Raw genomic sequence first — 19463 nt, forward strand, 5'->3', positions numbered from 1 at the left:
TGGCTATGTCCCAGTTACGTGTTGGGACGCACAGGCCTAGTAGGTGATGCCTGAGGCGATGATTCGTAGGGTGGGTTAGCCGTAGGCGTAACCCACCGACCAGGTTGGACGCTGGTGTCCAGGGTGGCGCCGCCGCTGGTGGGTTACGCCGCTACGCGGCTAACCCACAAAAAGCGCTGTGCAACCCTTAACTGGTACATAGCCTTTTTCTTGGCTCTGTCTCAGCCCTGGCTGAAGCGCTGGCCCGACAGCGCCGGATGGTAGAGCGGCTGGATCTTGTTGCCGGCCGGATCGAGCAGATGGAAGCTCCAGGCGCCGTCGCCATGGGCGAATGGCCGGTCGAGCAGGGTCACGCCCCGGGCTTGCAGATAGTCGTACCAGGCCTGCAGCTCCTCCCGGCTGTCGACGACGAAGCCGTAGTGGTCGACCGCCTGCACGCCGCTGCTTTCGGCGTAGGCGCGGCCGAGGGAGAGGTTGTCGTTGCCGCAGGTGAGGTAGACCAGATCCTCGTTGGCGCGGTTGAGCACCTGCATGCCGAGCACGTCGACATAGAAGCGCTCGCAGGCTTCCAGATTGGGCACCAGCAGCGCCAGGTGGCGCAGGCCATTGAGGCGGCCGGGACGATTGGGCATTATCAATACTCCATTTTGTATACAATTTGTCGCGACTATAGGACAAAAAGGAGTCCGCTGTGTACTGCCTGCTGCTCAAAACCCAACTCAAACCCGCCAGCCTCGAGGCCTTCATGGCCGCCATTCGGATCAATGCCACCGCCTCGGTGCGCGACGAGCCGGGCTGTCTGGTCTTCGACGTGCTGCAGGACCGCAGCGATCCCGATCTGGTCTGGCTGTACGAGGTCTACGTCGATGAGGCGGCCTTCGAGGCGCACATGCGCACCCCGCACTTCCTCGCCAGCCGGCCGCTGGTCGAGCCGTTGATCCTCAGTCAGGAGGCCATCGAGGGCGATATGCTGGTGCGTGGCTAAACTCGGGGCGCCGGCAGAAAACCGCTAGGGTCGGGAGTATGCCGAGAAAGTACATGGCGGCCGCGGGCGTGAATTAGCCTCAAGCTAGGGGTCGCAGGTGCCGCGGTAGGCGTTGCGACGCGGCCGCATGCTGGCGAGCTACGCCGGCGTGACCTCGAGCACCGTGATCCGCCCCGTCTCCGGGTAGTGCCAGCGCACATCCACGTCCCACAGGCGCGCACCGTAGCGCCGCGCGGGTTCTGGCTGCTGATACGCCGGGCGCGGGTCCTGGGCCAGGCATTGCTCGATCAGCGCCACCAGCGGTTCGCCGAGGCGCTCGCCATGCGCCTGGGCCTCAGCCAGCGCCGTTGTGCTCCAGTCCACCGTGATCGGCGCCGGCGCCTGCTCGGCGATGCCGTTGTGCGCGCCGGCGAGGCAGTCGGCATAGGGCACATAGGGCTTGATATCCAGCACCGGCGTGCCGTCCAGCAGGTCGATGCCGGACAGCCATAGGCGTCCCGGCTCGACCTTGTCCAGGCGGACCACCGATTGGCCGATGCCATTGGGGCGGTGCGTCGAGCGGGTGGCGAACACCCCCAGCGACTGATTGCCGCCCAGCCGCGGCGGGCGCACCTTGAGGCGCGGCTTGTCTTCCAGGGCCTGATGGAAGATGAACAGCAGCCAGACATGGCTGACCTGCTCTAACCCCTGTACCGCCTCGGCCTGATCGAAGGGTGCCACCAGCTCCAGCACCCCGCGCGCCGCGGGTGCCAGCTGCGGCTGGCGGGGGATGGCGAACTTCTCCTTGAAGCAGGAGCGGACGAAACCAATCGGGGTGACGGAGTAGGACATGGGGCGAACCGCCGGCTGCAAAGGCGCTCATGATAGCCGAGCCAGGGCGCTCAGCGGGGTGGCGGGCGGCGGGTCGCCAGTTCGCCCAGGTCGACCGCCTCCTGCAGCCGGCGCACTTCCTCGAGCAGGCCGAGGAAGCGCTGGCCGAACGGCGTCAGCCGGTATTCCACCTCCACCGGCGGCTTCTCGCCGTGCACCGCGCGCTGGACGATGCCGAAGCGCAGCATTTTCTGCCAGCGTTCGTTCATCACCTTGCTGGACAGCCCCGGACAGGCGCGCAGAAAGGCGCTGGGCCGCTGGCAGCCTTCGGCGCACAGCTGCAGCAGGCGCACCGACCACTTGCAGCCGACGATGCTCTCGACCATCGCCGCCACCGGGATGGCCCCGTCGTCAGCGGCGGTCAGGGCCGAGCGGGCTGGATTCTGCGAGTCGATCATGGGCGCCTTACCGAAAAGTACCTTCCAGACATCAGCCTAGCCCAGGCGTAGATTGCTGGGACGGGGTGCCGCCGCGTGCCCCGGCCTCTCCAGACGAAAGGAGCCCAGTCATGAGCGATTCGCTGAACATCCCCGGCTACAGCGCCGGGACCACCGCCGTGGCAGCATCCCCGGTGACCCTCGCCGACTTCGCGTTGATGCGCAAAAGCGTGCTCTTCGATGACCAGGACATCCGCTACCTGCGCCTGTCCCATGAGGTCTTGAAGGACCAGGTCGAGGCCATTCTGGATGTCTGGTATGGCTTCGTCGGCGCCAACCCGCACTTGCTGGCCGCGTTCTGCGCTCACGATGGCCAGCCGCTTGGCGATTACTTGGGCGCCGTGCGCCGGCGCTTCGGCCAGTGGATCCTCGACACCGCGCGCGCCGAGTACGACCAGCGCTGGCTGGACTACCAGCACGAGATCGGCCTGCGCCACCACCGCAGCAAGAAGAATCGCACCGACGGCGCCGCGGCGAGTGCCATCGTGCCGTTCCGCGACCTGTTCCTGCTGATCTACCCGATCACCTTCACCCTCAGGCCCTTCCTTGCCAAGGCGGGGCACTCCGCCGAGGACGTCGAGAAGATGCACGCCGCCTGGCTGAAGTCGTGCCTGCTGCAGGTCACCCTGTGGAGCCGTGCTTACGTGAATGCGGGGGACTTCTGATGCCCGCGCCAGCCCCCGAGTGGCAGACCAGCGTCTGGCTCAACACCCAGGAGCCGCTCAGTCTGGCAAGCCTGCGCGGGCGGGTGGTGGTGCTGCATGCGTTCCAGATGCTGTGCCCGGGCTGCGTGGCCCATGGCATTCCCCAGGCCCAGCGCGTCGCCGAGCTGTTCCGCGACGCGCCGCTGACGGTAGTTGGTCTGCACACGGTGTTCGAGCACCACGAGGCCATGGGCGTGGAGGCGCTACGCGTGTTCCTGCAGGAGTACCGCATCCGCTTCCCGGTCGGCGTCGATGCCAGCGGGCCCGATGGCGAACGCATCCCGCGCACCATGCGCGCCTATGCCATGCCCGGCACCCCGACCAGCATCCTGATCGACGCCCGGGGCCGCCTGCGTCATCAGGTGTTCGGCGTGCATGAGGACCTGCTGCTCGGCGCCCAGATCGGTGCTCTGCTGCTGGAACTCAAGCAAGGCGCCCCAGGCGACTGAGCCGCCCGGCGTGGAGCCGTTTGGGGCGTCAAGGGTTCGGCGTGAACCAGAACTCGATCTCGTCGGTTTCCTGGGCGAACTCGGCGGCATGCTCGGCGTGGGCGGGGACATGGTACCAATCGCCGACGCCATAGCGACGGACCTCGCCAGCCATGTGCAGGATCAGCTCGCCGCGGACGATGACGCCGTAATTGTCGGTGTCGTGGCTGTGGGGCGGGATCGAGGTGCCGGCCGGATAGGAGGCAAACAGCACATCGGCGCCGTCGGCGTTCAGGCGGTAGGCATCGAAGCGCCCATCGTAAAGCGGCAGGGAGCGGATTTTGTCGGGGTACTTTCCTGGCATGGTGGTTTCCTTTCTGCTTCAGGCTGGGGCCACAGCGGCGGGTGTCAGTCGCCAGCGCCGCCACTAGGCCTCGAGGTCGACCCGCAGCTGGCAGTCGATAATGCCGCTGCGATCCCAGGGCTCAGTCTTGAACTGTTGGTGGATGCTGTCGAGCTCGAGCGTTGACGAGGCGGTCAGTGCGGTCGATTTTTCTGAGTCGTGCGCGCACAGCTAGGCCAGCAACTAGGTTATGTGCCTGTTAAGTGTTGAACACGGCTTCTGTCGATACTGATATTCAGGCGGCCGCCGCCCGGCCGAGCAGGAGCAGGCCCCAGCCCACCAGCAGCAGGCCGCCCAGACGGCCGAGCCAGGGTCCGCCGGGCAGGGTCTTCTCGAGCAGCACAAAGCCGCCGAGCAACGCCACCCACAGCATATTCATCACCCCGCCGACGAACAGCAGCCCCATCAGCGCCCAGCAGCAGCCCAGGCAATACAGGCCGTGGGCCAGGCCCATGCGCCAGCCACCGAGGATTCCCGGGCGCCAGTAACCGAGCAGGAACTGCAGCGGGCCGCGGCACCGCTTGAGGCAGGCCGACTTGCTCGGCAGCCACTGATAGACGCCCGCGACCAGCAGCAAGCCCGCGCCCAGGCCGGCACTCTGGCTGCGCATCGCCGGGCTGAGCAGGGCGAGCTGCTCGAGCCCCCACTGCAGGAGGGTGGCGAGCAGGCTGAAGGCACTCCACACCAGCACATAGGCCAGGCTAAACAACAGCAGCGCCCAGTGCCGCTGCGGCGTCGGCGTGCGTTTGCGCAGGACCTGCTGATAGAGCAGCAGCATCGGCAGGGCGCTGGGCAGCATCATGCCGACCATCATCACCGCCCACATGGCGAACATCAGCAGGGCCCCGTCGCTGCCCCAGGGCATCGGCATGCCGACCATCGCCAAGTCGGCCATGCCGCCGGGTGCGCGCATGTCCTCGGCCAGGCGCAGCAGCGTCAGCCAGGCCAAGCCGCAGAGGGCGAGCAGGCAGAGCAGGAACAGCCACTGCTCCTTCGCCAGCCCCTTGCGCTGGGCCGCCGCCGGCAGCTCGGCCACCCTTAACGCACCACCCCGCGCCCGGTGAAGTGCAACTGGGCGAAATGTCCGTGGCTATGCTGCGAGCCGATCTTGATCGCCCCCTGGGTCTGGTAGCTGCCGCTGGCCATCTGCGCCTCGGTGAACTCGAAGCCCTGGGGCAGAATCAGCCGTGCCTCCTGGGGTTCGCCGGTGACCGGGTTGCGGATCGGCTCGCCGGTCACTTCCAGCACGCCGGGGATGCGCGTGTGCGCCTGGCGGGTCACCATGTCCACGGAGAACTCGATCGGCACGAACTGCGGCTCGTACATCTCGCTGATGGTGCTGCTGAAGACCTGGAATACGGTGGCGCCCGGATCGGTTTCCTCGCCGGCGAGGATGCTCAGCAACGCCTTGCGTTGCGCCGCCGTGGCCTTGTCCTCGATAAACACCTGGCAGCGGCCGTTGCCTTCGTGGATGGCGCCCGGCCAGGCGAAGGTGCCGACCCAGCAGAGACCGTCCAGTGAGATATCGTTGAAGTGCCCGTGCTGCACCCGCATCGACACCACCGCCTCACAGTGACCGTGGGTGGGTGGTGAACTGAATTGACACGGGCAGCCCCAGTTGCAGTTACAGGAAGCGAATTCGACGCCCTGCAAGCGCCAGTCGGCCATGCTCATGGCTTACCTCCTTGCGCCCTGGCGGCGCGAGGTGCTGTGGCCCCCAACTGATAACGCTAGCAGAGCGGGCCCGGCAGGCTGGCACTAGCCGACCGGGGGCCTGCCGGTGGCGTCAGAGCCTGTTCAGGGCCGTCGCGAGTGAGCGCAGCAGATCGTGAGCAGGCTCTCAGAGCCTGTCTCGGATCTCGCGAGCTAGAGCGAGACAAGGCAAAAACAGTCGAAGAAGCGCAGTTTACGAGCTGTAAATGAGCATTCTGAGACTGTTTTTAACGCTGTATCGCCGACGCGCAGCAGATCCGAGACAGGTTCTCAGAGGCTGAAGCCGCCGTCGATGGGGATGATATTGCCGGTCATGTAGGCCCCGGCGGTGCTCGCCAGGCTGATCGCCAGGGCGGCCATCTCTTCCTCTCGGCCCCAGCGATGCATCGGGATATGCGCGCAATCCGCGGCCAGCGCTTCGGCATTTTCTGTGATATGGCGGGTCATCTTGCTCGGGAAGCGCCCGGGAGCGATGACGTTGACGTTGATGTGCTCGCCGACCAGTTCGCGCGCCAGCAGGCGCGACAGCTGGTGCAGCGCCGCCTTGCTCGGGCCGTAGGCGTAGGCCTGTTCGCCGAAGGAGGAAATCCCGGCGACCGAGCCGATATTGATGATCCGCGCCGGGTTCTGCGCATCGCCGGCCTTGCGCAGCAGTGGCAGCAATTGCTGGATGCAGCTGAACACCGCGGTTACGTTGAGCTGCATGACCTTTTCCCAGCCCTTCAGCGGGTAGCTTTCCAGCGGCGCGCCCCAGCTGGTGCCGGCATTGTTGACCAGGATGTCCAGCTGGCCGAGGTCTTCCGCCAGCTGCGCGGCCAGGGCCTGCACGCTGGCTTCGTCGGCCAGGTTGGCGGCGATCCCGTGGCATTCGCCAAAGGCGCTCAGCTCAGTGGCGGTGTCCGCGCAAGCCTGCGCATCGCGGGCGCAGACATAGACCTTGGCGCCGGCCTCGACGAAGCCCTTGGCGATCATCTTGCCGATTCCGCGGGTGCCGCCGGTGACCAGGGCGGTGCGGCCCTGCAGGGAGAAATACGGGTGCATGGCGAGTCCTCATGGCGATAGGTGGCATTACCCTAAACGGCTCCGGCCGCCAGCGGAGGCACTATTGCCCTTGGGAATGCCCGGCCATGAGGTGGCCTTGGGTCAGTAACGGCTCAGCCGCGGACCCGGTGGGTCAGTCCCTTGAGGAAGTTGCGCAACAACTGGTCGCCACAGGTGCGGTAGTTGCTGTGGCCGAACTTGCGAAACAGCGCGCTCAGCTCCGGACGGGTCACCGGCAGATGCACCGCGTCCAACAGCGCGAGGATGTCGTCTTCCTTGAGCTCGAACGCCACCCGCAGCTTCTTCAGCACGATGTTGTTGGTCAGCGGCAGTTCAATCGGCGGCGCCGGGCGGCTTTCATCCTTGCCCCGCCGGTGGATCACCAGGCCATCCAGAAAGTGCGCCAGCACCTCATCGTCGCAGGCGGCAAAACCGGCCTCGTCATCCTTCTTCAGATAGGCGCTGACTTCGGCCGTGGGAATGTCGTAGTTGGCCAGCTTGAGGATCTCGGCGACCTTGGCGTCGCTGAGGTCGAGCATGTAGCGCACGCTACGCAATACATCGTTATTGAGCATGTCGGTGTCCTGATCGAGGCGGAAAGATCCGCAAAATTTGTATGTGATGGCGTGGTGCTTAGAGCCTGTTTACGATCTCGCGAGCTAGAGCCAGACAAGGCAAAAATGGCCGAGGGAGCGGAGTTTACGAGTTGTAAATGAGCATCCCGAGGCCATTTTTAACGATGTGTGGCCGACGCGCAGCAGATCGTAAACAGGCTCTTAGAAGCGTTCACTGGCAGCCAGATAGCGCCATTGCCCCGCCGGCACCTTGCCCAGCGGCACGCCGCCGATGCGGATACGCTTCATGCTCAGCACCTGCAGGCCGACCGCCTCGCACATGGTGGCGATCTGTCCCGGCTGGGGGTTCTTCAGGGCGAAGCGCAGGTGGGTTTCGTTCTGCCAGCTGGCCTTGGCCGGCGGCAACTCCCGGCCCTTGAACGCTAGCCCGCGCCTGAGGCGTTCGAGGCCATTGGCGGCGATTGCCCCGCTGACCTCGACCACATATTCCTGCTCCAGCTTGGCGGCGTCCTCGGTCAGCTTGCGCAGGGTGCGCCAGTCCTGAGTGAACACCAGCAGACCGCCGGCCTGTGCCTGCAGCGGCAGCGCCGTGCTCAGGCGCGCGAAGTGGCCCTTGAGCGGGCGCACGCCGGATTGGTCCTCCGCCCACTGCGTTGCCGGGCCGAGCAGCGCCTGAACGGAGCCGGCTTTCAGGCCACCGGCCTGGTGCAGCAGCAAGGTCACCGGCTCCAGCGGGGCGGGGGTGGCACCGGGGAGCAGGGCAACCGCCTGCTCCAGCACCTTGAACTGCGGCTCATCCACCACCTCGCCATCGACCGTCACCCAGCCGCCCTCGATATACAACTCCGCCTCCCGGCGCGAGCAGCCGGTCAGTTCGATAACGCGTTTGGACAGGCGCAGGGGTTCAGACATGAGGTTGGGACCGAAGCAGGGGCAGGGCGGTCATTGTAACCGCGGCGAACGCTGCCGGGGCGGGATGGGGCAATTGAAGGCGCTGTCCCAGTGACGTGTTGGCGATGGCGTAGCCTGGATGCAATCAGAAGTGCAGCATCCCAAGCCCTGTGGGCTATCAGCACATTCTGAACCTGTAGGCGCGAATTCATTCGCGAAAGGCTTGGCAGCGCCTTCATCCCCGATTCGCGGATAAATCCGCTCCTGCAAAAGGCACTGCCCCCTGCAACACATAACAGGGACATAGCCTAATTGAAGCGTTCGAGCCTTTGGCCGGCCAGGCCGGCGGAGCCAAAGGCGTGGTGAGCGGGTTATTTGACCACGTTCAAGCGCTTGTCGGTGAACACGCAGACCACTCCGGAGCGGTTGTACATCACCTGGTAATTGAAGTCGCAATAGGCCGCCGCCACGCTCAGCTGTACCTGCTCGTTGCTCTGCTGCTCCGGCCGGAACCAGGCCAGTTGGCCCGGCTTGCAGCGCTCCGCCTGCGCGTCGGTGTTATAGGTGCACAGGCCAGACTGGTCGATACCAGCGTCGTCCTTGAAACAGGCGGACAGGGACAGTGCAGCGGCACTCAGTAGGATCACGCGGGCAATCTTGTTCATGGGGCTTCCAGGTGCAGGATGACGGGAAATGGAACTCGGCTTTTTAGTGTGAAGAAACCCCTAAAGGTTCCTTCGCGGCGACGCGCACTCAGTCGACCACAAACAGCTTGGCGCCAAGGTGCGTATATGAGCGGTGCGGCTCGGCATTATCCGCCACCTGGTAGCTCATGCCAGGCTGCAGCACGAACTGGCGGCCGTCCTCCAGTTCGGTATGCAGCTCACCTTCCAGGCAAAACAGGATATGCCCCTTCACGCACCAGTGATCGGCCAGATAGCCCGCGCTGTATTCGACCAGGCGCACACGGATGTCGCCGAAGTGTTGGGTGCGCCAAAACGCCGAGCCGGTTTCACCTTTGTGCTCGGTTTTCTCGATTTTCGTCCAGTCGGTGGTGCCGAAAGGAATGCCGGTTATCTGCATGCTGAGTGACTCGCTGGCGAGTGTAGCGATTGAGGGCTATGGCGTTGCCGCCGGGTTAACCCTGATTGATGGCGCTGGGCTCCATGTACATGAGTTCCCAGATGTGGCCATCCAGATCCTCAAAGCCGTGGCCGTACATGAAGCCGTGATCTTGTGGCTGGTTGTAGGTTGCCCCGCCGGCTGTGACCGCCTTGCGCACCAATTCATCGACCTGTTCCCGGCTGTCTGTCGACAGGCAAACCAGCACTTCGGTGCTCTTCGTGGCATCGCAAAGGGCTTTCGGGGTGAAGGTCTTGAACTTCTCCTCGGTTAATAACATCACGAAGATGTCGTCGCTGACGATCATGCAGGTGGCGGTCTTGTCGGTGAATTGCGGATTAAAGCTGAAGCCGAGTTGGGTGAAGAACTCGACCGATTTGTCGAGGTTTTTGACCGGCAGATTGACGAAGATATTAGTGGCCATGGGTTCACCTGTTGATGGGTACGCGCTGCACGCAGTATCGGTAAATGGGCGTCGATGTGTGACATCAACGGAGCACAGCCAGCGTAGCCGGTTCACCACGAGCTACGCCCCGCGGCGCCGCACATGGAGCCTACTTCGCTCGCCTTGGCCTTGCCTTTCCGACGGATGTATTGAGGGCGGCCGCGGCACAGATAAGCGCCTTGAACTCGCTCGCGTCGACCTCCTCCCCCTCATGGATGTCAATCGCGCGCCTTACGTTCCCGTCGAGGCTCGAGTTGAAGAGCTTGGCCGGATCCTTCAACGAAGCCCCCCTGGAGAAGGTCAACTTCACTATCGACTTGTACGACTCGCCGGTGCAGATGATCCCGTCGTGCGACCATACGGGAGTGCCCATCCACTTCCACTCTTCGACGACGTCCGGAACTGCCTCTTTGATGAGTTTGCGCATTCTGCTCAAGGTCTGCCCGCGCCAGTCCCCGAGTTCGGTGATTCTTTTGTCAATCAGCTCAGATGCCGACTGGCCCTCGGTCGAACCCGAATTTTTCATGTTTTCCTCCCCCGCGAACGGGATCCGGTAGTTAGCCTAACGATTAAGCTAACGGGCAGACAAAAGCGCAGCTTTTGGCTGTCCAGCGAACGAAGTGAGCGAAAGTTGAGCGCATTGTTAAGCTAGCTCATGGTTTCCCAGAGTCTCAATACACTCGCCGAGCCTTCTCCTGACATCATTGTGGATGTCATTAATTTTAGTGCCTTGTTTGAATACCTCGTTTTTTGCCACGGCCTCATAAATTTTTGATGCATCTTTCTCAATTTCTAAGAGAGATTTCCGCAAAGGCAGAATTCCGAGGAGCGTGATCAAGGCGCGAGCTTCAGAAATAATATTTCTTGCATCTAGGTTGTGCTTTAGAGAGTCTTCATGCACTGATGTCAATGGAGTGGCGTCTTTGTTTGCCACATGAGCCCAGAACGGGTGCGTGGCTTCATCTAGCTTGAAGTGTGCCAGCTCCAGCTTCAATGCGGCCTGCTGAAGGATTTGCCTTCTGAAAGCTCGTTCTTCCTTGGCTTTCTCATGTGAAGAGTTATGCCGAGCCACAAAATACGTAGCTGATCCACTAATTAAGGCCCCTAAGCCTATCTTTAGTGCAGTATCGATCAGCGTGTAAATATCTTTTTCCATTAACTTTGCCTAACGTTCAGGTTAAGGGGCGGGCTTTAGCCCGTCCCTAGTGAGCGAAGCGAACGGCCTTGAACCGCTAGTTAGACGTTAACTCCAAGACTTCGGATCAATCTTAAAATTTTCATTTTCCAGACGACGAAGCTCCTGAAAGCTCTTAGAGCTTTCTTTGATCTCGCCCCAGGCACGCTTGAAAGAAGGGAGGGCAAGGTTTGATTCTATTCCAGATAGCCAATTTTCCCATGCCTCCTTGTTAATGCGGCCGCGCTGCCTTAAAGATATTTGCTCGTTGGTTAAGTCAATATACCTATAAAGTTCATCGAAAGTTTTTTGAAATTCTTCTTCAGAGATATCTATACCGAGCAATGCTTTTGTCGGGATTTTTGCCGCTAGCTCTCTGTACTCTTTTGCTAGGCCGTCTTCGAATTCAAGTTGGGCAATGTTTTTTGATATGCGTAGTTGCCAGAAAGCTAAAAACACACCGCATGCAGCAATAACTGATGCTAGGGCGGAAATCCAATCTGGCGTAATGTATTTGCAAGCTTCCAAGGTCGCCTCGATCTTGATTTGACGTCTAACGATTAAGCTAAGGGGCGGGCTTTAGCCCGTCCCAGCGAACGAAGTGAGCGATTTGAGCGCATTGTTAGGTACCCAACACTCCAATTTCTGTTGCAGTTTGGTTGCTGCGAGTGAAGTGATATATCTGGATTTTATGTGGGAATTCTATGCCTTTATATCGGGAGACCAGCCACTCAGCAAGCAGAAGGTCTGTTAAAACATGAATGCGGGTTTCATTTCCTTGCCACAGGGTTAGCCAGAGTATTTCCGAGCATGCTCGATCACAGCCGCCAGTGTTACGGTTATTACCACCGGTTTTAAGGGGGCTTGTGGTTACACCCCCGATTACGTGTTCTGGTGAGTAAATATCAAATTCATGCATAGCATGAGCGGTGCCAAAACTTAGTTTTGAATTGGTTGCATTAATGCCGCCGAATATTAAGTTTATGGCTGCTCGTGCTTCTGACTCGACTTTTAGGCGTTCCCGTTTATTCATGATTGGGTATCTAACGTTCAGGTTAAGGGGCTGCGGAACGCAGTCCCGAGTGAGCGAAGCGAACGGCCTTGAACCGCTAGTTAGGCAGCAGCCTACTCACTCTCATCCGTGTATCGGATTGCTGTGCCGCTAAAAGTAACCTTTTCCCAGCCCATAGAAGAGCTGACAGTTGTGGCATAAACGCTGGCGTTGAAGCCAGTAGCCGTTGCGGAGCCGTACGCCGAGCCGGCGGTGTTACCAACTGTTAGTTGGCCATAAGGCTTGGTGCCTTTACCGGTAAGAACAATTGCATTGGCACCGATTCTGGCGGCTTCTTCTTTCATGGCCGCTATTGCTGCGGCCTCAGTCTTTGCTTTTGTGAAGTAATCGTCTGTTGCAGCGACACCCTCAACTAGAGCAATGACTGTGTGCTTTTTCTGCGGTGGTTCAATGAGCAGCGAGATTGAATTCTGGTCTGTGGACGGATGGGCACCACCTTCACCAACCAAGATTGAGGTGCCGCTGGTGGAGCACGCAGTAAGGCCAACTAAAATTGCGAGAAGAAGTGCAGCTTTGCTCTTAAGCATGATGATTCCCAAGTGGTGTGTCGTGCTGCCTAACGTTCAGGTTAAGGGGCCGCGGAACGCGGTCCCGAGTGAGCGAAGCGAGCGGCCTTGAACCGCTTGTTAGGCGAAGATGCTCGGGCCGACGCGTTGTTGATTGCGGCACGATGGCTGAGCCGCCGCGAACATTCAAGCGCGTACTACGCGACAGGAAAAACACTTGTGCACGGCGCCTGTGCGCCAGCCTGGGCGGCAACCGGGCGAGAGCCAGTACGAGCGCCACGGCAAGGTTGCCGGCCGCGCAGTGGTGGCGGAATAAATGCTGAGAGTGCGGTGGCTAACCCAACTTCCATGTTTTGCACCGAGTCCAAAAGTTACTGACGCCTAACGATTAAGCTAAGGGGCGGGCTTTAGCCCGTCCCAGCGAACGAAGTGAGCGATTTGAGCGACTTGTTAGCGGCTCCACGGCCCTGTGATTTCTCGCCAATTCAACCCATCACCAAAGGCATCAACGACAGCTTTTATTGCATCTTCATGAGTTTTACCTTTTCCATATGTGCCGCAATCTTGGCACTCGCAAAGGTAGTAACTATTTTTAATGTTGTATGTTTTTAGCTCTTTAAGGCCGCACTGCGGACATTCTTCGGTGGCCAGGTAGTGCTTTTCTTTTTCATTGAGCCAGGCGCTTAATAGAAGTCTATTTATTTCAGCGCGGGCATCTGAGATCTTTTGTTCTTCCTGATGTATTGTTTTTACTAGCTCAGGATCAAACCTGCCATCGGCATAATTGGCAGGATTTTCCTCTGGGAAGTCTTCGAAGTAATCAGACCATTCGCCCATTTTTGGATCTCCAATATTCGTACTGTTCGGGTTGTTGCCGCTAACGATTAAGCTAAGGGGCGGCGGAACGCCGTCCCAGCGAACGAAGTGAGCGCTTTGAGCGCATTGTTAGGTACGCTCGCTCACTAAATTACCATGGTACTTCTCTATTTCACGGCTAACATCGCGAAGCTTCGTGTCTAGTTCAGCGTATGTTTCTCTGGCCGCCTGAGTACCGCTTGGAGAGCTTTTGAGAAATTCAGCAAGCTTAACTTGGTGGTTCATTAGTTCGAGGTAGTGTTGGCGTAACGCTAGCAAGGCATTTAAGCGACCAATGTCATTTGCTTTCTTGGCTTCGTGCGCTGACCAGCGTGCATAAAGTGCAGCGAGACCGGCAATTAATGCTGCACCGATGGCTATTAATTCTTCCATGGTCCTTGAGGCCTACCTTGAGTACCTAACGATTAAGCTAAGGGGCGGCGGAACGCCGTCCCAGCGAACGAAGTGAGCGATTTGAGCGCATTGTTAGGTTTCATTGCACGCCCCGCTTTGAACCAATGTGTTTCGCCCCGATATCTATTAAGAAAAACGCAGAGATAGGTAGCGATAGCCAAAATAGAATAGGGCTCCAGAACATACCGAAGCCTAACCATGGCAGCAGATCAAAGCCGCCAACTGAGCAGGGAGCCAGATTTTTAATATTTCCCTGGCAGTTGAAGTGGTGATAGGAGAAAACGCCCAGCTTCCAGAGGGCAAAGAAGAGAGCTGGGGGAATTACTGCAAGAGTGTATTTGGTCATCCATGCCATTGTGGAACCTAACGTTAGGTTAAGGGGCCGCGGTACGCGGTCCCAGTGAGCGAAGCGAACGACTTGAACCTGTAGTTAGACGCAGTGGCCAAGCCGGACATTGAATTAACAGGCGACGCTGACTGTACCGCGAGCCGAACAAAATTACCGAACAACATACGTGCGGCCGTTTGCCCGCGCAGAAATTTCGTTTGAAATAGGCTGATTGCGCCAACACTTGGCCGTGAAAGCCAGCCAATAAAACGCCGGTAAGCAAGCGGAAGCAAGCGCCGCCACGGATCAAAATTGCCCGCAACGCCGAACATTAAAAGTGATGTTGAATTAATGCTTCCGTGCATACAAAAAACCAACCAAAAAGTAACGGTGGCTAACTACTATTAGGCGACATGCCATGTCGCGTTCTCTGTCGCGACGGCATGTCGTATAACGTTCCTTGTCGTCCTGTAAGTCCTTGTCTAGCTTAGAGGTGGTCGCGGTAAACGCGACATCACTCAGGGAGAAACGCGACATGGATGACGGCAAGCCCAGATTGCTGGATCAAGTGCGCCAGCAGATTCGACTCAGAAACTATTCCATTCGGACCGAGACTGTCTATGCCGAGTGGGTGAAGCGCTATATCCGTTTTCACAAGTACCGTCACCCGGCGGAGATGGGGGCGGCGGAGATTGAGGCTTTTCTTACGCATTTGGCAGTTCGGCGGAACGTGGCGGGTTCGACGCAGAACCAGGCCTTGGCGGCGCTGCTGTTTCTTTATAAAGAGGTACTGAAGATCGAGTTGCCTTGGCTGGAGGGGATTGTTCGGGCCAAGAAGCCTAAGCATTTACCTGTGGTGTTGACGCGTGAGGAGGTGGCCAGGGTGTTGGCCGAGTTGTCGGGTGTGCATTGGATGGTGGCCAATCTGTTATATGGCTCGGGTCTGCGCTTGTTGGAGGCGTTGCGCTTGCGAGTCAAGGATGTGGAGTTTGCCCGTGGCGAGATTCTGGTGCGGGACGGTAAGGGCCAGAAGGACCGCGTGACCATGTTGCCGCGGCTGGTGGTGGCGCCACTGCGGCAACACCTGGCGGAGGTCATGGCTTTGCATAAGCAAGATCTGGCCGAGGGCTTTGGGCGGGCCAACCTGCCGTTTGCCTTGGCGCGCAAGTATCCGAATGCGGCGGCGGAATGGGGCTGGCAGTTCGTTTTTCCTTCCGCCAATCGTTCGCAGGACCCGCGCTCTGCCGGCATTTTTCGCCATCATTTGCATGAGAAGACCATTCAGCGGGCGGTGCGTGAGGCGGTCGGGCGGGCGGGGTTGATCAAGCCGGCGACACCGCACACCTTGCGCCATTGCTTCGCCACCCATCTGTTGGAAAGCGGCCAGGACATCCGCACGGTGCAAGAGCTGTTGGGTCATGCCGATGTGAAGACCACCATGATCTACACCCACGTGCTCAACCGCGGCGGTTTGGGGGTGCTGAGCCCGCTGGATCGTTGAGCCTCAGAGCCGGCCGCTGCGCCTGAGCCGGCGCAGCACCCAGTGTCGGTAGCCCCAGGAAAGCAGCGGCCTGAGGCCGGGCAGGCCGAGCAGCCAGGCCAGCGGCTTCAGGCTGCGGGTGCGGCCCATCAGCAGGATATAGGCGTCCAGTTCGCGGTGGATGTGGCCCTGCTCGTCCTGCACGTGCAGTTCGGTCAGGGCCTGGTAGGGGTCGATGCCGATTCGCCGCAGCTCTTCGTCGCGCCCGCTGATATCCAGCCATTCCACTGTCTTGCTGTGTTCGCCGCTCAGCCGCTCATAGCGCCGCCGATCGGCGATGCAGCGTGGGCAGGCGCCGTCGTAGTAGACCTTGAGCTTGGCCATTCGGGGTAGCTGGGCTGGTGGGGGTAATAAAGAGTTTAGAAGAGGAGAACTCTCCAACCCTCTCCCCGGGGAACGCAGGCCGGGGAGAGGGCGCCGCCGGTCAGACCGGTTCGGCCCAGAGGTCGTATTCGTCGGCGTCGGTGATGCATACGCGGATCTTGTCGCCGGGTTTCACGTCCAGGCTGTCGATGAACACGCTGCCGTCGATTTCCGGGGCGTCGGCCCAGGAGCGGCCGACCGCGCCTTGTTCGTCCGCTTCGTCGATCAGCACTTCGATCTCCTGGCCGATCTTGCGCTGCAGGCGCGCGGCGCTGATCGCTTGCTGGTGGGCCATGAAGCGTTCCCAGCGTTCCTGCTTGACGTCATTCGGCACTAGGCCTTCCAGTTCGTTGGCCGGCGCGCCGTCCACCGGCGAGTACTGGAAGCAGCCGACGCGGTCGAGCTGGGCTTCGGTCAGCCAGTCGAGCAGGTAGAGGAAGTATTCCTTGGTCTCGCCGGGGAAGCCGACGATGAAGGTGGAGCGGATGGTCAGCTCCGGGCAGATCTCGCGCCATTGCTTGATACGGGCCAGGGTCTTGTCCTCGAAGGCCGGGCGTTTCATGGCCTTGAGCACTTTCGGGCTGGCGTGCTGGAAGGGGATGTCGAGGTAGGGCAGCAGTTTGCCCTCGGCCATCAGCGGGATGACGTCGTCGACGTTGGGGTAGGGGTAGGGGTAGACGTAATGCAGGCGCACCCACACGCCCATGCTGGTGAGCGCTTCGCACAGTTCCTTCATGCGCGTCTTGACCGGCTGGCCGTTCCAGAAGTCGGTCTTGTACGTGAGGTCGACGCCGTAGGCGCTGGTGTCCTGGGAGATCACCAGCAGCTCTTTCACGCCGGCCTTGACCAGGCGCTCGGCCTCGCCGAGCACGTCGCCGACCGGGCGGCTGACCAGCTTGCCGCGCATCGAGGGGATGATGCAGAAGCTGCAGCTGTGGTTGCAGCCTTCGGAAATATTCAGGTAGGCGTAGTGGCGCGGGGTGAGCTTGACGCCCTGTGGCGGCACCAGGTCGATCAGCGGGTTGTGGGAGGTAGCAGGCGGCACCACTTCGTGCACGGCGCTGACCACTTGCTCTTACTGCTGCGGGCCGGTGACGGCCAGCACACTCGGGTGTACGTCACGGATGTTGCCTTCTTCCACGCCCATGCAGCCGGTGACGATGACCTTACCGTTCTCGGCGATCGCTTCACCTATCACTTCCATCGATTCGGCTTTGGCGCTGTCGATGAAGCCGCAGGTGTTGACCACCACGACGTCGGCGTCCTGGTAGGTGCCGACGACTTCGTAACCCTCCATGCGCAGTTGGGTGAGGATATGTTCGGAATCGACCAGGGCCTTTGGGCATCCGAGGCTGACGAAACCGACTTTCGGCGTGGCGGGGGTGGACATGGCGGCTAACCTCGATGGGCGCTCACGAGGCGCCTTGGTCAAAAAGCGCGCATTTTTAGCGACAGGTCACGAGCTTGACCAGCCTGGCCGAGCGTGCGCCGCCACGGGGGCGCGGCGGGTTTCGAGCCGAAGGGTAATTGTAGGTAAGTCCTTCTATATTGATTCGGGCCAACCCTGCGCCACTCTTGTGTCGCCCGCATTAACGGAGCAGGATGCGCCGAATTTTTCACAGAGGAACGCCAGGACATGTCCGATGTTGCCGCAGGGACCGCAGAACACCACGAGGGCCATTCCCGCTCCGGCGTTGGCATGTTGGTGGCGGCAGTGGGGGTGGTGTACGGCGATATCGGCACCAGCCCGCTGTACACCATGAAGGAAGTGTTCATCGGCGGTTATGGCGTGCCGGTGAGCCATGACGGCATCCTCGGCGTGCTCTCGCTGATCTTCTGGTCGCTGATCTGGGTGGTGTCGATCAAGTACGTGCTATTCGTGATGCGCGCCGACAACCAGGGCGAGGGCGGGGTGATGGCGCTGACCACTCTGGCTTTGCGCGCCGCCCAGGCGTACCCACGGCTGCGCACGGTGCTGGTGATCTTCGGCTTGATCGGCGCCGCGCTGTTTTACGGCGACAGCATGATCACCCCGGCGATTTCCGTACTGTCGGCTGTCGAGGGCCTGGAGATCGCCTTCGACGGCATCGAACACTGGGTGGTGCCGCTGTCGCTGATCGTGTTGGTCGGCCTGTTCCTGATCCAGAAGCACGGCACCGAGCGGATCGGTACCCTGTTCGGTCCGGTGATGGTGCTGTGGTTCCTGGCCCTGGGGGCGTTGGGGCTGTATGGCATCTGGCAACAACCGGAAGTGCTGAAGGCGGTGAACCCGGCGTGGGCGGTGAACTTTTTCATCGCTCATCCGGGCATTGGCGTGGCGATTCTCGGTGCCGTGGTGTTGGCGCTGACCGGGGCCGAAGCTCTGTATGCCGACATGGGCCACTTCGGCCGCAAGCCGATCGCCCGCGCCTGGTTCATCCTGGTGCTGCCGGCGCTGCTGCTGAACTACTTCGGCCAGGGCGCGATGATCCTGGTCAACCCTGAGGCCGCGCGCAATCCGTTCTACCTGCTGGCGCCGGACTGGGCGCTGCTGCCGTTGGTGGGGCTGGCGACCATGGCCACGGTGATCGCCTCCCAGGCGGTGATCTCGGGGGCCTTCTCGCTGACCCAGCAGGCCATCCAGCTCGGCTATGTGCCGCGCATGTTCATCCAGCACACCTCGCGGCACGAGCAGGGACAGATCTATATCGCCGCGGTGAACTGGGCGCTGATGATCGCGGTAGTCCTGCTGGTGATCGGTTTCGAGTCGTCCGGCGCACTGGCTGCGGCCTACGGTGTGGCGGTGACCGGCACCATGCTGTGCACCACGGTGCTGATGGGCGTGGTGATGCTGCTGCTGTGGAAATGGCCGCCGCTGCTGGCGGTGCCGCTGATAGTCGGCTTTCTGGTGGTGGACGGCCTGTTCTTCGCCGCCAACCTGCCCAAGGTGGTCCAGGGCGGCGCCTTCCCGGTGCTGGCCGGCGCCGCGCTGTTCATTCTGATGACCACCTGGAAGCGCGGCCGGCAACTGCTGGTGGAACATCTCGACGAGGTGGCGCTGTCGTTGCCGATCTTCATCGGCAGCCTGCGCAGCGATCCGCCGCACCGGGTCAAAGGCACGGCGGTGTTCCTCTCTGCCCGCTCGGATGCGGTGCCGCATGCCTTGCTGCACAACATGTTGCACAACCAGGTGTTGCATGAGCAGGTGGTACTGCTCACGGTGATCAGCGAGGACACGCCGCGAGTGGCGGCGGACCGGCGTTTCGAGGTGGAGGCCTATGGCGATGGCTTCTTCCGGGTGGTGCTGCATTTTGGCTTCATGGAGGAACCGGACGTGCCCGGGGCCCTCAAGCTCTGTCATCTCAGTGAGCTGGACTTCAGCCCGATGCGCACCACCTACTTCCTCAGCCGGGAAACCGTGATCCCGTCGAAGGTGGTCGGCATGGCGCGCTGGCGCGAGAGCCTGTTCGCCTTCCTGCTGAAGAATGCCAACGGCAACCTGCGCTATTTCAACCTGCCGCTGAACCGGGTGATTGAACTGGGCACCCAGGTCGAGATCTGATCAGGGCTGGAAAACAAACGGCGCGACCCTGGATGGGTCGCGCCGTTTGCATTTTT

Annotated in this window: 26 protein-coding genes and 1 pseudogene; 5 read left to right on the forward strand and 22 right to left on the reverse strand. The window is 60.8% G+C overall.

What is annotated here, in order from left to right; all coding sequences use genetic code 11:
• Nucleotides 1-221: 221 nt before the first annotated feature.
• The gene (locus D3880_RS06860; RefSeq protein WP_119892743.1) at nt 222-632 is read right to left on the reverse strand and encodes a VOC family protein; all 411 of its coding nucleotides are present in this window, start codon (nt 630-632) and stop codon (nt 222-224) included.
• Between the two features lie 59 nt (nt 633-691).
• Here D3880_RS06860 and D3880_RS06865 point away from each other — a divergent pair, with 59 nt between their 5' ends.
• A complete protein-coding gene (locus D3880_RS06865) occupies nt 692-985 on the forward strand; it encodes a putative quinol monooxygenase (RefSeq protein WP_119892744.1) in 294 nt (97 codons plus the stop codon).
• 138 nt (nt 986-1123) lie between these two features.
• Here D3880_RS06865 and tsaA read toward each other — a convergent pair whose 3' ends face one another.
• On the reverse strand, nt 1124-1816 hold the full coding sequence (tsaA, locus tag D3880_RS06870) for a tRNA (N6-threonylcarbamoyladenosine(37)-N6)-methyltransferase TrmO (protein ID WP_119892745.1): 693 nt from the start codon (nt 1814-1816) through the stop codon (nt 1124-1126).
• A 50-nt stretch (nt 1817-1866) separates the two neighbouring features.
• A complete protein-coding gene (locus D3880_RS06875) occupies nt 1867-2253 on the reverse strand; it encodes a winged helix-turn-helix transcriptional regulator (protein WP_119892746.1) in 387 nt (128 codons plus the stop codon).
• Between the two features lie 110 nt (nt 2254-2363).
• Between D3880_RS06875 and D3880_RS06880 the strand changes: the two genes are divergently transcribed.
• Both D3880_RS06880 and D3880_RS06885 read left to right on the forward strand, forming a co-directional pair.
• Nucleotides 2364-2957 carry a protoglobin domain-containing protein gene (locus tag D3880_RS06880; RefSeq protein ID WP_119892747.1) on the forward strand — a complete coding sequence of 198 codons (594 nt, stop codon included), beginning with the start codon at nt 2364-2366 and terminating at the stop codon, nt 2955-2957.
• Nucleotides 2957-3445 carry a redoxin domain-containing protein gene (locus tag D3880_RS06885; RefSeq protein WP_177412158.1) on the forward strand — a complete coding sequence of 163 codons (489 nt, stop codon included), beginning with the start codon at nt 2957-2959 and terminating at the stop codon, nt 3443-3445. Before D3880_RS06880 ends, D3880_RS06885 begins: the two co-directional genes overlap by 1 nt.
• Nucleotides 3446-3473: 28 nt before the next feature.
• On the opposite strand, the gene D3880_RS06890 is transcribed toward D3880_RS06885, so the two are convergent.
• The 17 genes from D3880_RS06890 to D3880_RS22680 form a co-directional block, all read right to left on the reverse strand.
• Nucleotides 3474-3788: a cupin domain-containing protein gene (locus tag D3880_RS06890; protein ID WP_119892748.1), complete on the reverse strand. Its 315-nt coding sequence runs from the start codon at nt 3786-3788 to the stop codon at nt 3474-3476.
• 274 nt (nt 3789-4062) lie between these two features.
• Nucleotides 4063-4863 (reverse strand): DUF2182 domain-containing protein, encoded by an 801-nt coding sequence (locus D3880_RS06895; RefSeq protein ID WP_238474415.1) that lies wholly within the window; start codon nt 4861-4863, stop codon nt 4063-4065.
• A 2-nt stretch (nt 4864-4865) separates the two neighbouring features.
• Complete coding sequence (locus D3880_RS06900; protein ID WP_119892749.1) at nt 4866-5501, reverse strand: DUF1326 domain-containing protein; 636 nt, start codon at nt 5499-5501, stop codon at nt 4866-4868.
• 309 nt (nt 5502-5810) lie between these two features.
• Nucleotides 5811-6581 (reverse strand): SDR family oxidoreductase, encoded by a 771-nt coding sequence (locus D3880_RS06905; protein WP_119892750.1) that lies wholly within the window; start codon nt 6579-6581, stop codon nt 5811-5813.
• Between the two features lie 113 nt (nt 6582-6694).
• Nucleotides 6695-7156, reverse strand: coding sequence for a YehS family protein (locus D3880_RS06910; RefSeq protein WP_119892751.1), 462 nt, complete (start codon nt 7154-7156; stop codon nt 6695-6697).
• Between the two features lie 201 nt (nt 7157-7357).
• Entirely contained in the window at nt 7358-8068 is a 711-nt protein-coding gene (locus D3880_RS06915) for an rRNA pseudouridine synthase (RefSeq protein ID WP_119892752.1), read from the reverse strand.
• A 350-nt stretch (nt 8069-8418) separates the two neighbouring features.
• Complete coding sequence (locus D3880_RS06920; RefSeq protein WP_119892753.1) at nt 8419-8712, reverse strand: hypothetical protein; 294 nt, start codon at nt 8710-8712, stop codon at nt 8419-8421.
• An 88-nt stretch (nt 8713-8800) separates the two neighbouring features.
• Nucleotides 8801-9130, reverse strand: a complete 330-nt coding sequence (locus D3880_RS06925; protein ID WP_119892754.1) for a DHCW motif cupin fold protein — start codon at nt 9128-9130, stop codon at nt 8801-8803.
• 55 nt (nt 9131-9185) lie between these two features.
• Nucleotides 9186-9593, reverse strand: a complete 408-nt coding sequence (locus D3880_RS06930) for a VOC family protein (protein WP_119892755.1) — start codon at nt 9591-9593, stop codon at nt 9186-9188.
• A gap of 130 nt (nt 9594-9723) precedes the next feature.
• The gene (locus tag D3880_RS06935; protein ID WP_119892756.1) at nt 9724-10140 is read right to left on the reverse strand and encodes a DUF1801 domain-containing protein; all 417 of its coding nucleotides are present in this window, start codon (nt 10138-10140) and stop codon (nt 9724-9726) included.
• Between the two features lie 117 nt (nt 10141-10257).
• Nucleotides 10258-10770: a hypothetical protein gene (locus D3880_RS22665; protein WP_162934949.1), complete on the reverse strand. Its 513-nt coding sequence runs from the start codon at nt 10768-10770 to the stop codon at nt 10258-10260.
• An 87-nt stretch (nt 10771-10857) separates the two neighbouring features.
• Nucleotides 10858-11316, reverse strand: coding sequence for a hypothetical protein (locus D3880_RS06940; RefSeq protein ID WP_119892757.1), 459 nt, complete (start codon nt 11314-11316; stop codon nt 10858-10860).
• A gap of 94 nt (nt 11317-11410) precedes the next feature.
• Nucleotides 11411-11821 carry a hypothetical protein gene (locus D3880_RS22670; RefSeq protein ID WP_162934950.1) on the reverse strand — a complete coding sequence of 137 codons (411 nt, stop codon included), beginning with the start codon at nt 11819-11821 and terminating at the stop codon, nt 11411-11413.
• A 92-nt stretch (nt 11822-11913) separates the two neighbouring features.
• Nucleotides 11914-12387 (reverse strand): hypothetical protein, encoded by a 474-nt coding sequence (locus D3880_RS22675; protein WP_162934951.1) that lies wholly within the window; start codon nt 12385-12387, stop codon nt 11914-11916.
• A 429-nt stretch (nt 12388-12816) separates the two neighbouring features.
• Nucleotides 12817-13203, reverse strand: coding sequence for a hypothetical protein (locus D3880_RS06945; protein WP_119892758.1), 387 nt, complete (start codon nt 13201-13203; stop codon nt 12817-12819).
• A gap of 108 nt (nt 13204-13311) precedes the next feature.
• Nucleotides 13312-13614: a hypothetical protein gene (locus D3880_RS06950; RefSeq protein ID WP_119892759.1), complete on the reverse strand. Its 303-nt coding sequence runs from the start codon at nt 13612-13614 to the stop codon at nt 13312-13314.
• Between the two features lie 100 nt (nt 13615-13714).
• Complete coding sequence (locus D3880_RS22680; protein WP_162934952.1) at nt 13715-13990, reverse strand: hypothetical protein; 276 nt, start codon at nt 13988-13990, stop codon at nt 13715-13717.
• 508 nt (nt 13991-14498) lie between these two features.
• Here D3880_RS22680 and D3880_RS06960 point away from each other — a divergent pair.
• On the forward strand, nt 14499-15464 hold the full coding sequence (locus tag D3880_RS06960; RefSeq protein ID WP_119892760.1) for an integron integrase: 966 nt from the start codon (nt 14499-14501) through the stop codon (nt 15462-15464).
• Nucleotides 15465-15467: 3 nt separating this feature from the next.
• Here the strand turns inward: D3880_RS06960 and D3880_RS06965 are convergent, their stop codons facing one another.
• Together D3880_RS06965 and rimO are read right to left on the reverse strand one after the other, a co-directional pair.
• Nucleotides 15468-15827 (reverse strand): DCC1-like thiol-disulfide oxidoreductase family protein, encoded by a 360-nt coding sequence (locus D3880_RS06965; RefSeq protein WP_119892761.1) that lies wholly within the window; start codon nt 15825-15827, stop codon nt 15468-15470.
• Nucleotides 15828-15927: 100 nt separating this feature from the next.
• Nucleotides 15928-17256 (reverse strand): annotated as a pseudogene (gene rimO, locus D3880_RS06970) (30S ribosomal protein S12 methylthiotransferase RimO).
• Nucleotides 17257-17502: 246 nt separating this feature from the next.
• Here rimO and D3880_RS06975 point away from each other — a divergent pair.
• On the forward strand, nt 17503-19407 hold the full coding sequence (locus D3880_RS06975; RefSeq protein ID WP_119892762.1) for a potassium transporter Kup: 1905 nt from the start codon (nt 17503-17505) through the stop codon (nt 19405-19407).
• Nucleotides 19408-19463: the final 56 nt, after the last annotated feature.

Source organism: Pseudomonas cavernae (genome assembly GCF_003595175.1).
Taxonomy (GTDB): Bacteria; Pseudomonadota; Gammaproteobacteria; order Pseudomonadales; family Pseudomonadaceae; genus Aquipseudomonas; species Aquipseudomonas cavernae.

Bases quoted from the DNA above. Each gene is read 5' to 3' on its own strand.
- D3880_RS06860 (WP_119892743.1), bottom strand. From the start codon at position 632: ATGCCCAATCGTCCCGGCCGCCTCAATGGCCTGCGCCACCTGGCGCTG.
- tsaA (WP_119892745.1), bottom strand. From the start codon at position 1,816: ATGTCCTACTCCGTCACCCCGATTGGTTTCGTCCGCTCCTGCTTCAAG.
- D3880_RS06875 (WP_119892746.1), bottom strand. From the start codon at position 2,253: ATGATCGACTCGCAGAATCCAGCCCGCTCGGCCCTGACCGCCGCTGAC.
- D3880_RS06880 (WP_119892747.1), top strand. From the start codon at position 2,364: ATGAGCGATTCGCTGAACATCCCCGGCTACAGCGCCGGGACCACCGCC.
- D3880_RS06885 (WP_177412158.1), top strand. From the start codon at position 2,957: ATGCCCGCGCCAGCCCCCGAGTGGCAGACCAGCGTCTGGCTCAACACC.
- D3880_RS06890 (WP_119892748.1), bottom strand. From the start codon at position 3,788: ATGCCAGGAAAGTACCCCGACAAAATCCGCTCCCTGCCGCTTTACGAT.
- D3880_RS06900 (WP_119892749.1), bottom strand. From the start codon at position 5,501: ATGAGCATGGCCGACTGGCGCTTGCAGGGCGTCGAATTCGCTTCCTGT.
- D3880_RS06905 (WP_119892750.1), bottom strand. From the start codon at position 6,581: ATGCACCCGTATTTCTCCCTGCAGGGCCGCACCGCCCTGGTCACCGGC.
- D3880_RS06910 (WP_119892751.1), bottom strand. From the start codon at position 7,156: ATGCTCAATAACGATGTATTGCGTAGCGTGCGCTACATGCTCGACCTC.
- D3880_RS06915 (WP_119892752.1), bottom strand. From the start codon at position 8,068: ATGTCTGAACCCCTGCGCCTGTCCAAACGCGTTATCGAACTGACCGGC.
- D3880_RS06920 (WP_119892753.1), bottom strand. From the start codon at position 8,712: ATGAACAAGATTGCCCGCGTGATCCTACTGAGTGCCGCTGCACTGTCC.
- D3880_RS06925 (WP_119892754.1), bottom strand. From the start codon at position 9,130: ATGCAGATAACCGGCATTCCTTTCGGCACCACCGACTGGACGAAAATC.
- D3880_RS06930 (WP_119892755.1), bottom strand. From the start codon at position 9,593: ATGGCCACTAATATCTTCGTCAATCTGCCGGTCAAAAACCTCGACAAA.
- D3880_RS06935 (WP_119892756.1), bottom strand. From the start codon at position 10,140: ATGAAAAATTCGGGTTCGACCGAGGGCCAGTCGGCATCTGAGCTGATT.
- D3880_RS22665 (WP_162934949.1), bottom strand. From the start codon at position 10,770: ATGGAAAAAGATATTTACACGCTGATCGATACTGCACTAAAGATAGGC.
- D3880_RS22670 (WP_162934950.1), bottom strand. From the start codon at position 11,821: ATGAATAAACGGGAACGCCTAAAAGTCGAGTCAGAAGCACGAGCAGCC.
- D3880_RS22675 (WP_162934951.1), bottom strand. From the start codon at position 12,387: ATGCTTAAGAGCAAAGCTGCACTTCTTCTCGCAATTTTAGTTGGCCTT.
- D3880_RS06945 (WP_119892758.1), bottom strand. From the start codon at position 13,203: ATGGGCGAATGGTCTGATTACTTCGAAGACTTCCCAGAGGAAAATCCT.
- D3880_RS06950 (WP_119892759.1), bottom strand. From the start codon at position 13,614: ATGGAAGAATTAATAGCCATCGGTGCAGCATTAATTGCCGGTCTCGCT.
- D3880_RS22680 (WP_162934952.1), bottom strand. From the start codon at position 13,990: ATGGCATGGATGACCAAATACACTCTTGCAGTAATTCCCCCAGCTCTC.
- D3880_RS06960 (WP_119892760.1), top strand. From the start codon at position 14,499: ATGGATGACGGCAAGCCCAGATTGCTGGATCAAGTGCGCCAGCAGATT.
- D3880_RS06965 (WP_119892761.1), bottom strand. From the start codon at position 15,827: ATGGCCAAGCTCAAGGTCTACTACGACGGCGCCTGCCCACGCTGCATC.
- D3880_RS06975 (WP_119892762.1), top strand. From the start codon at position 17,503: ATGTCCGATGTTGCCGCAGGGACCGCAGAACACCACGAGGGCCATTCC.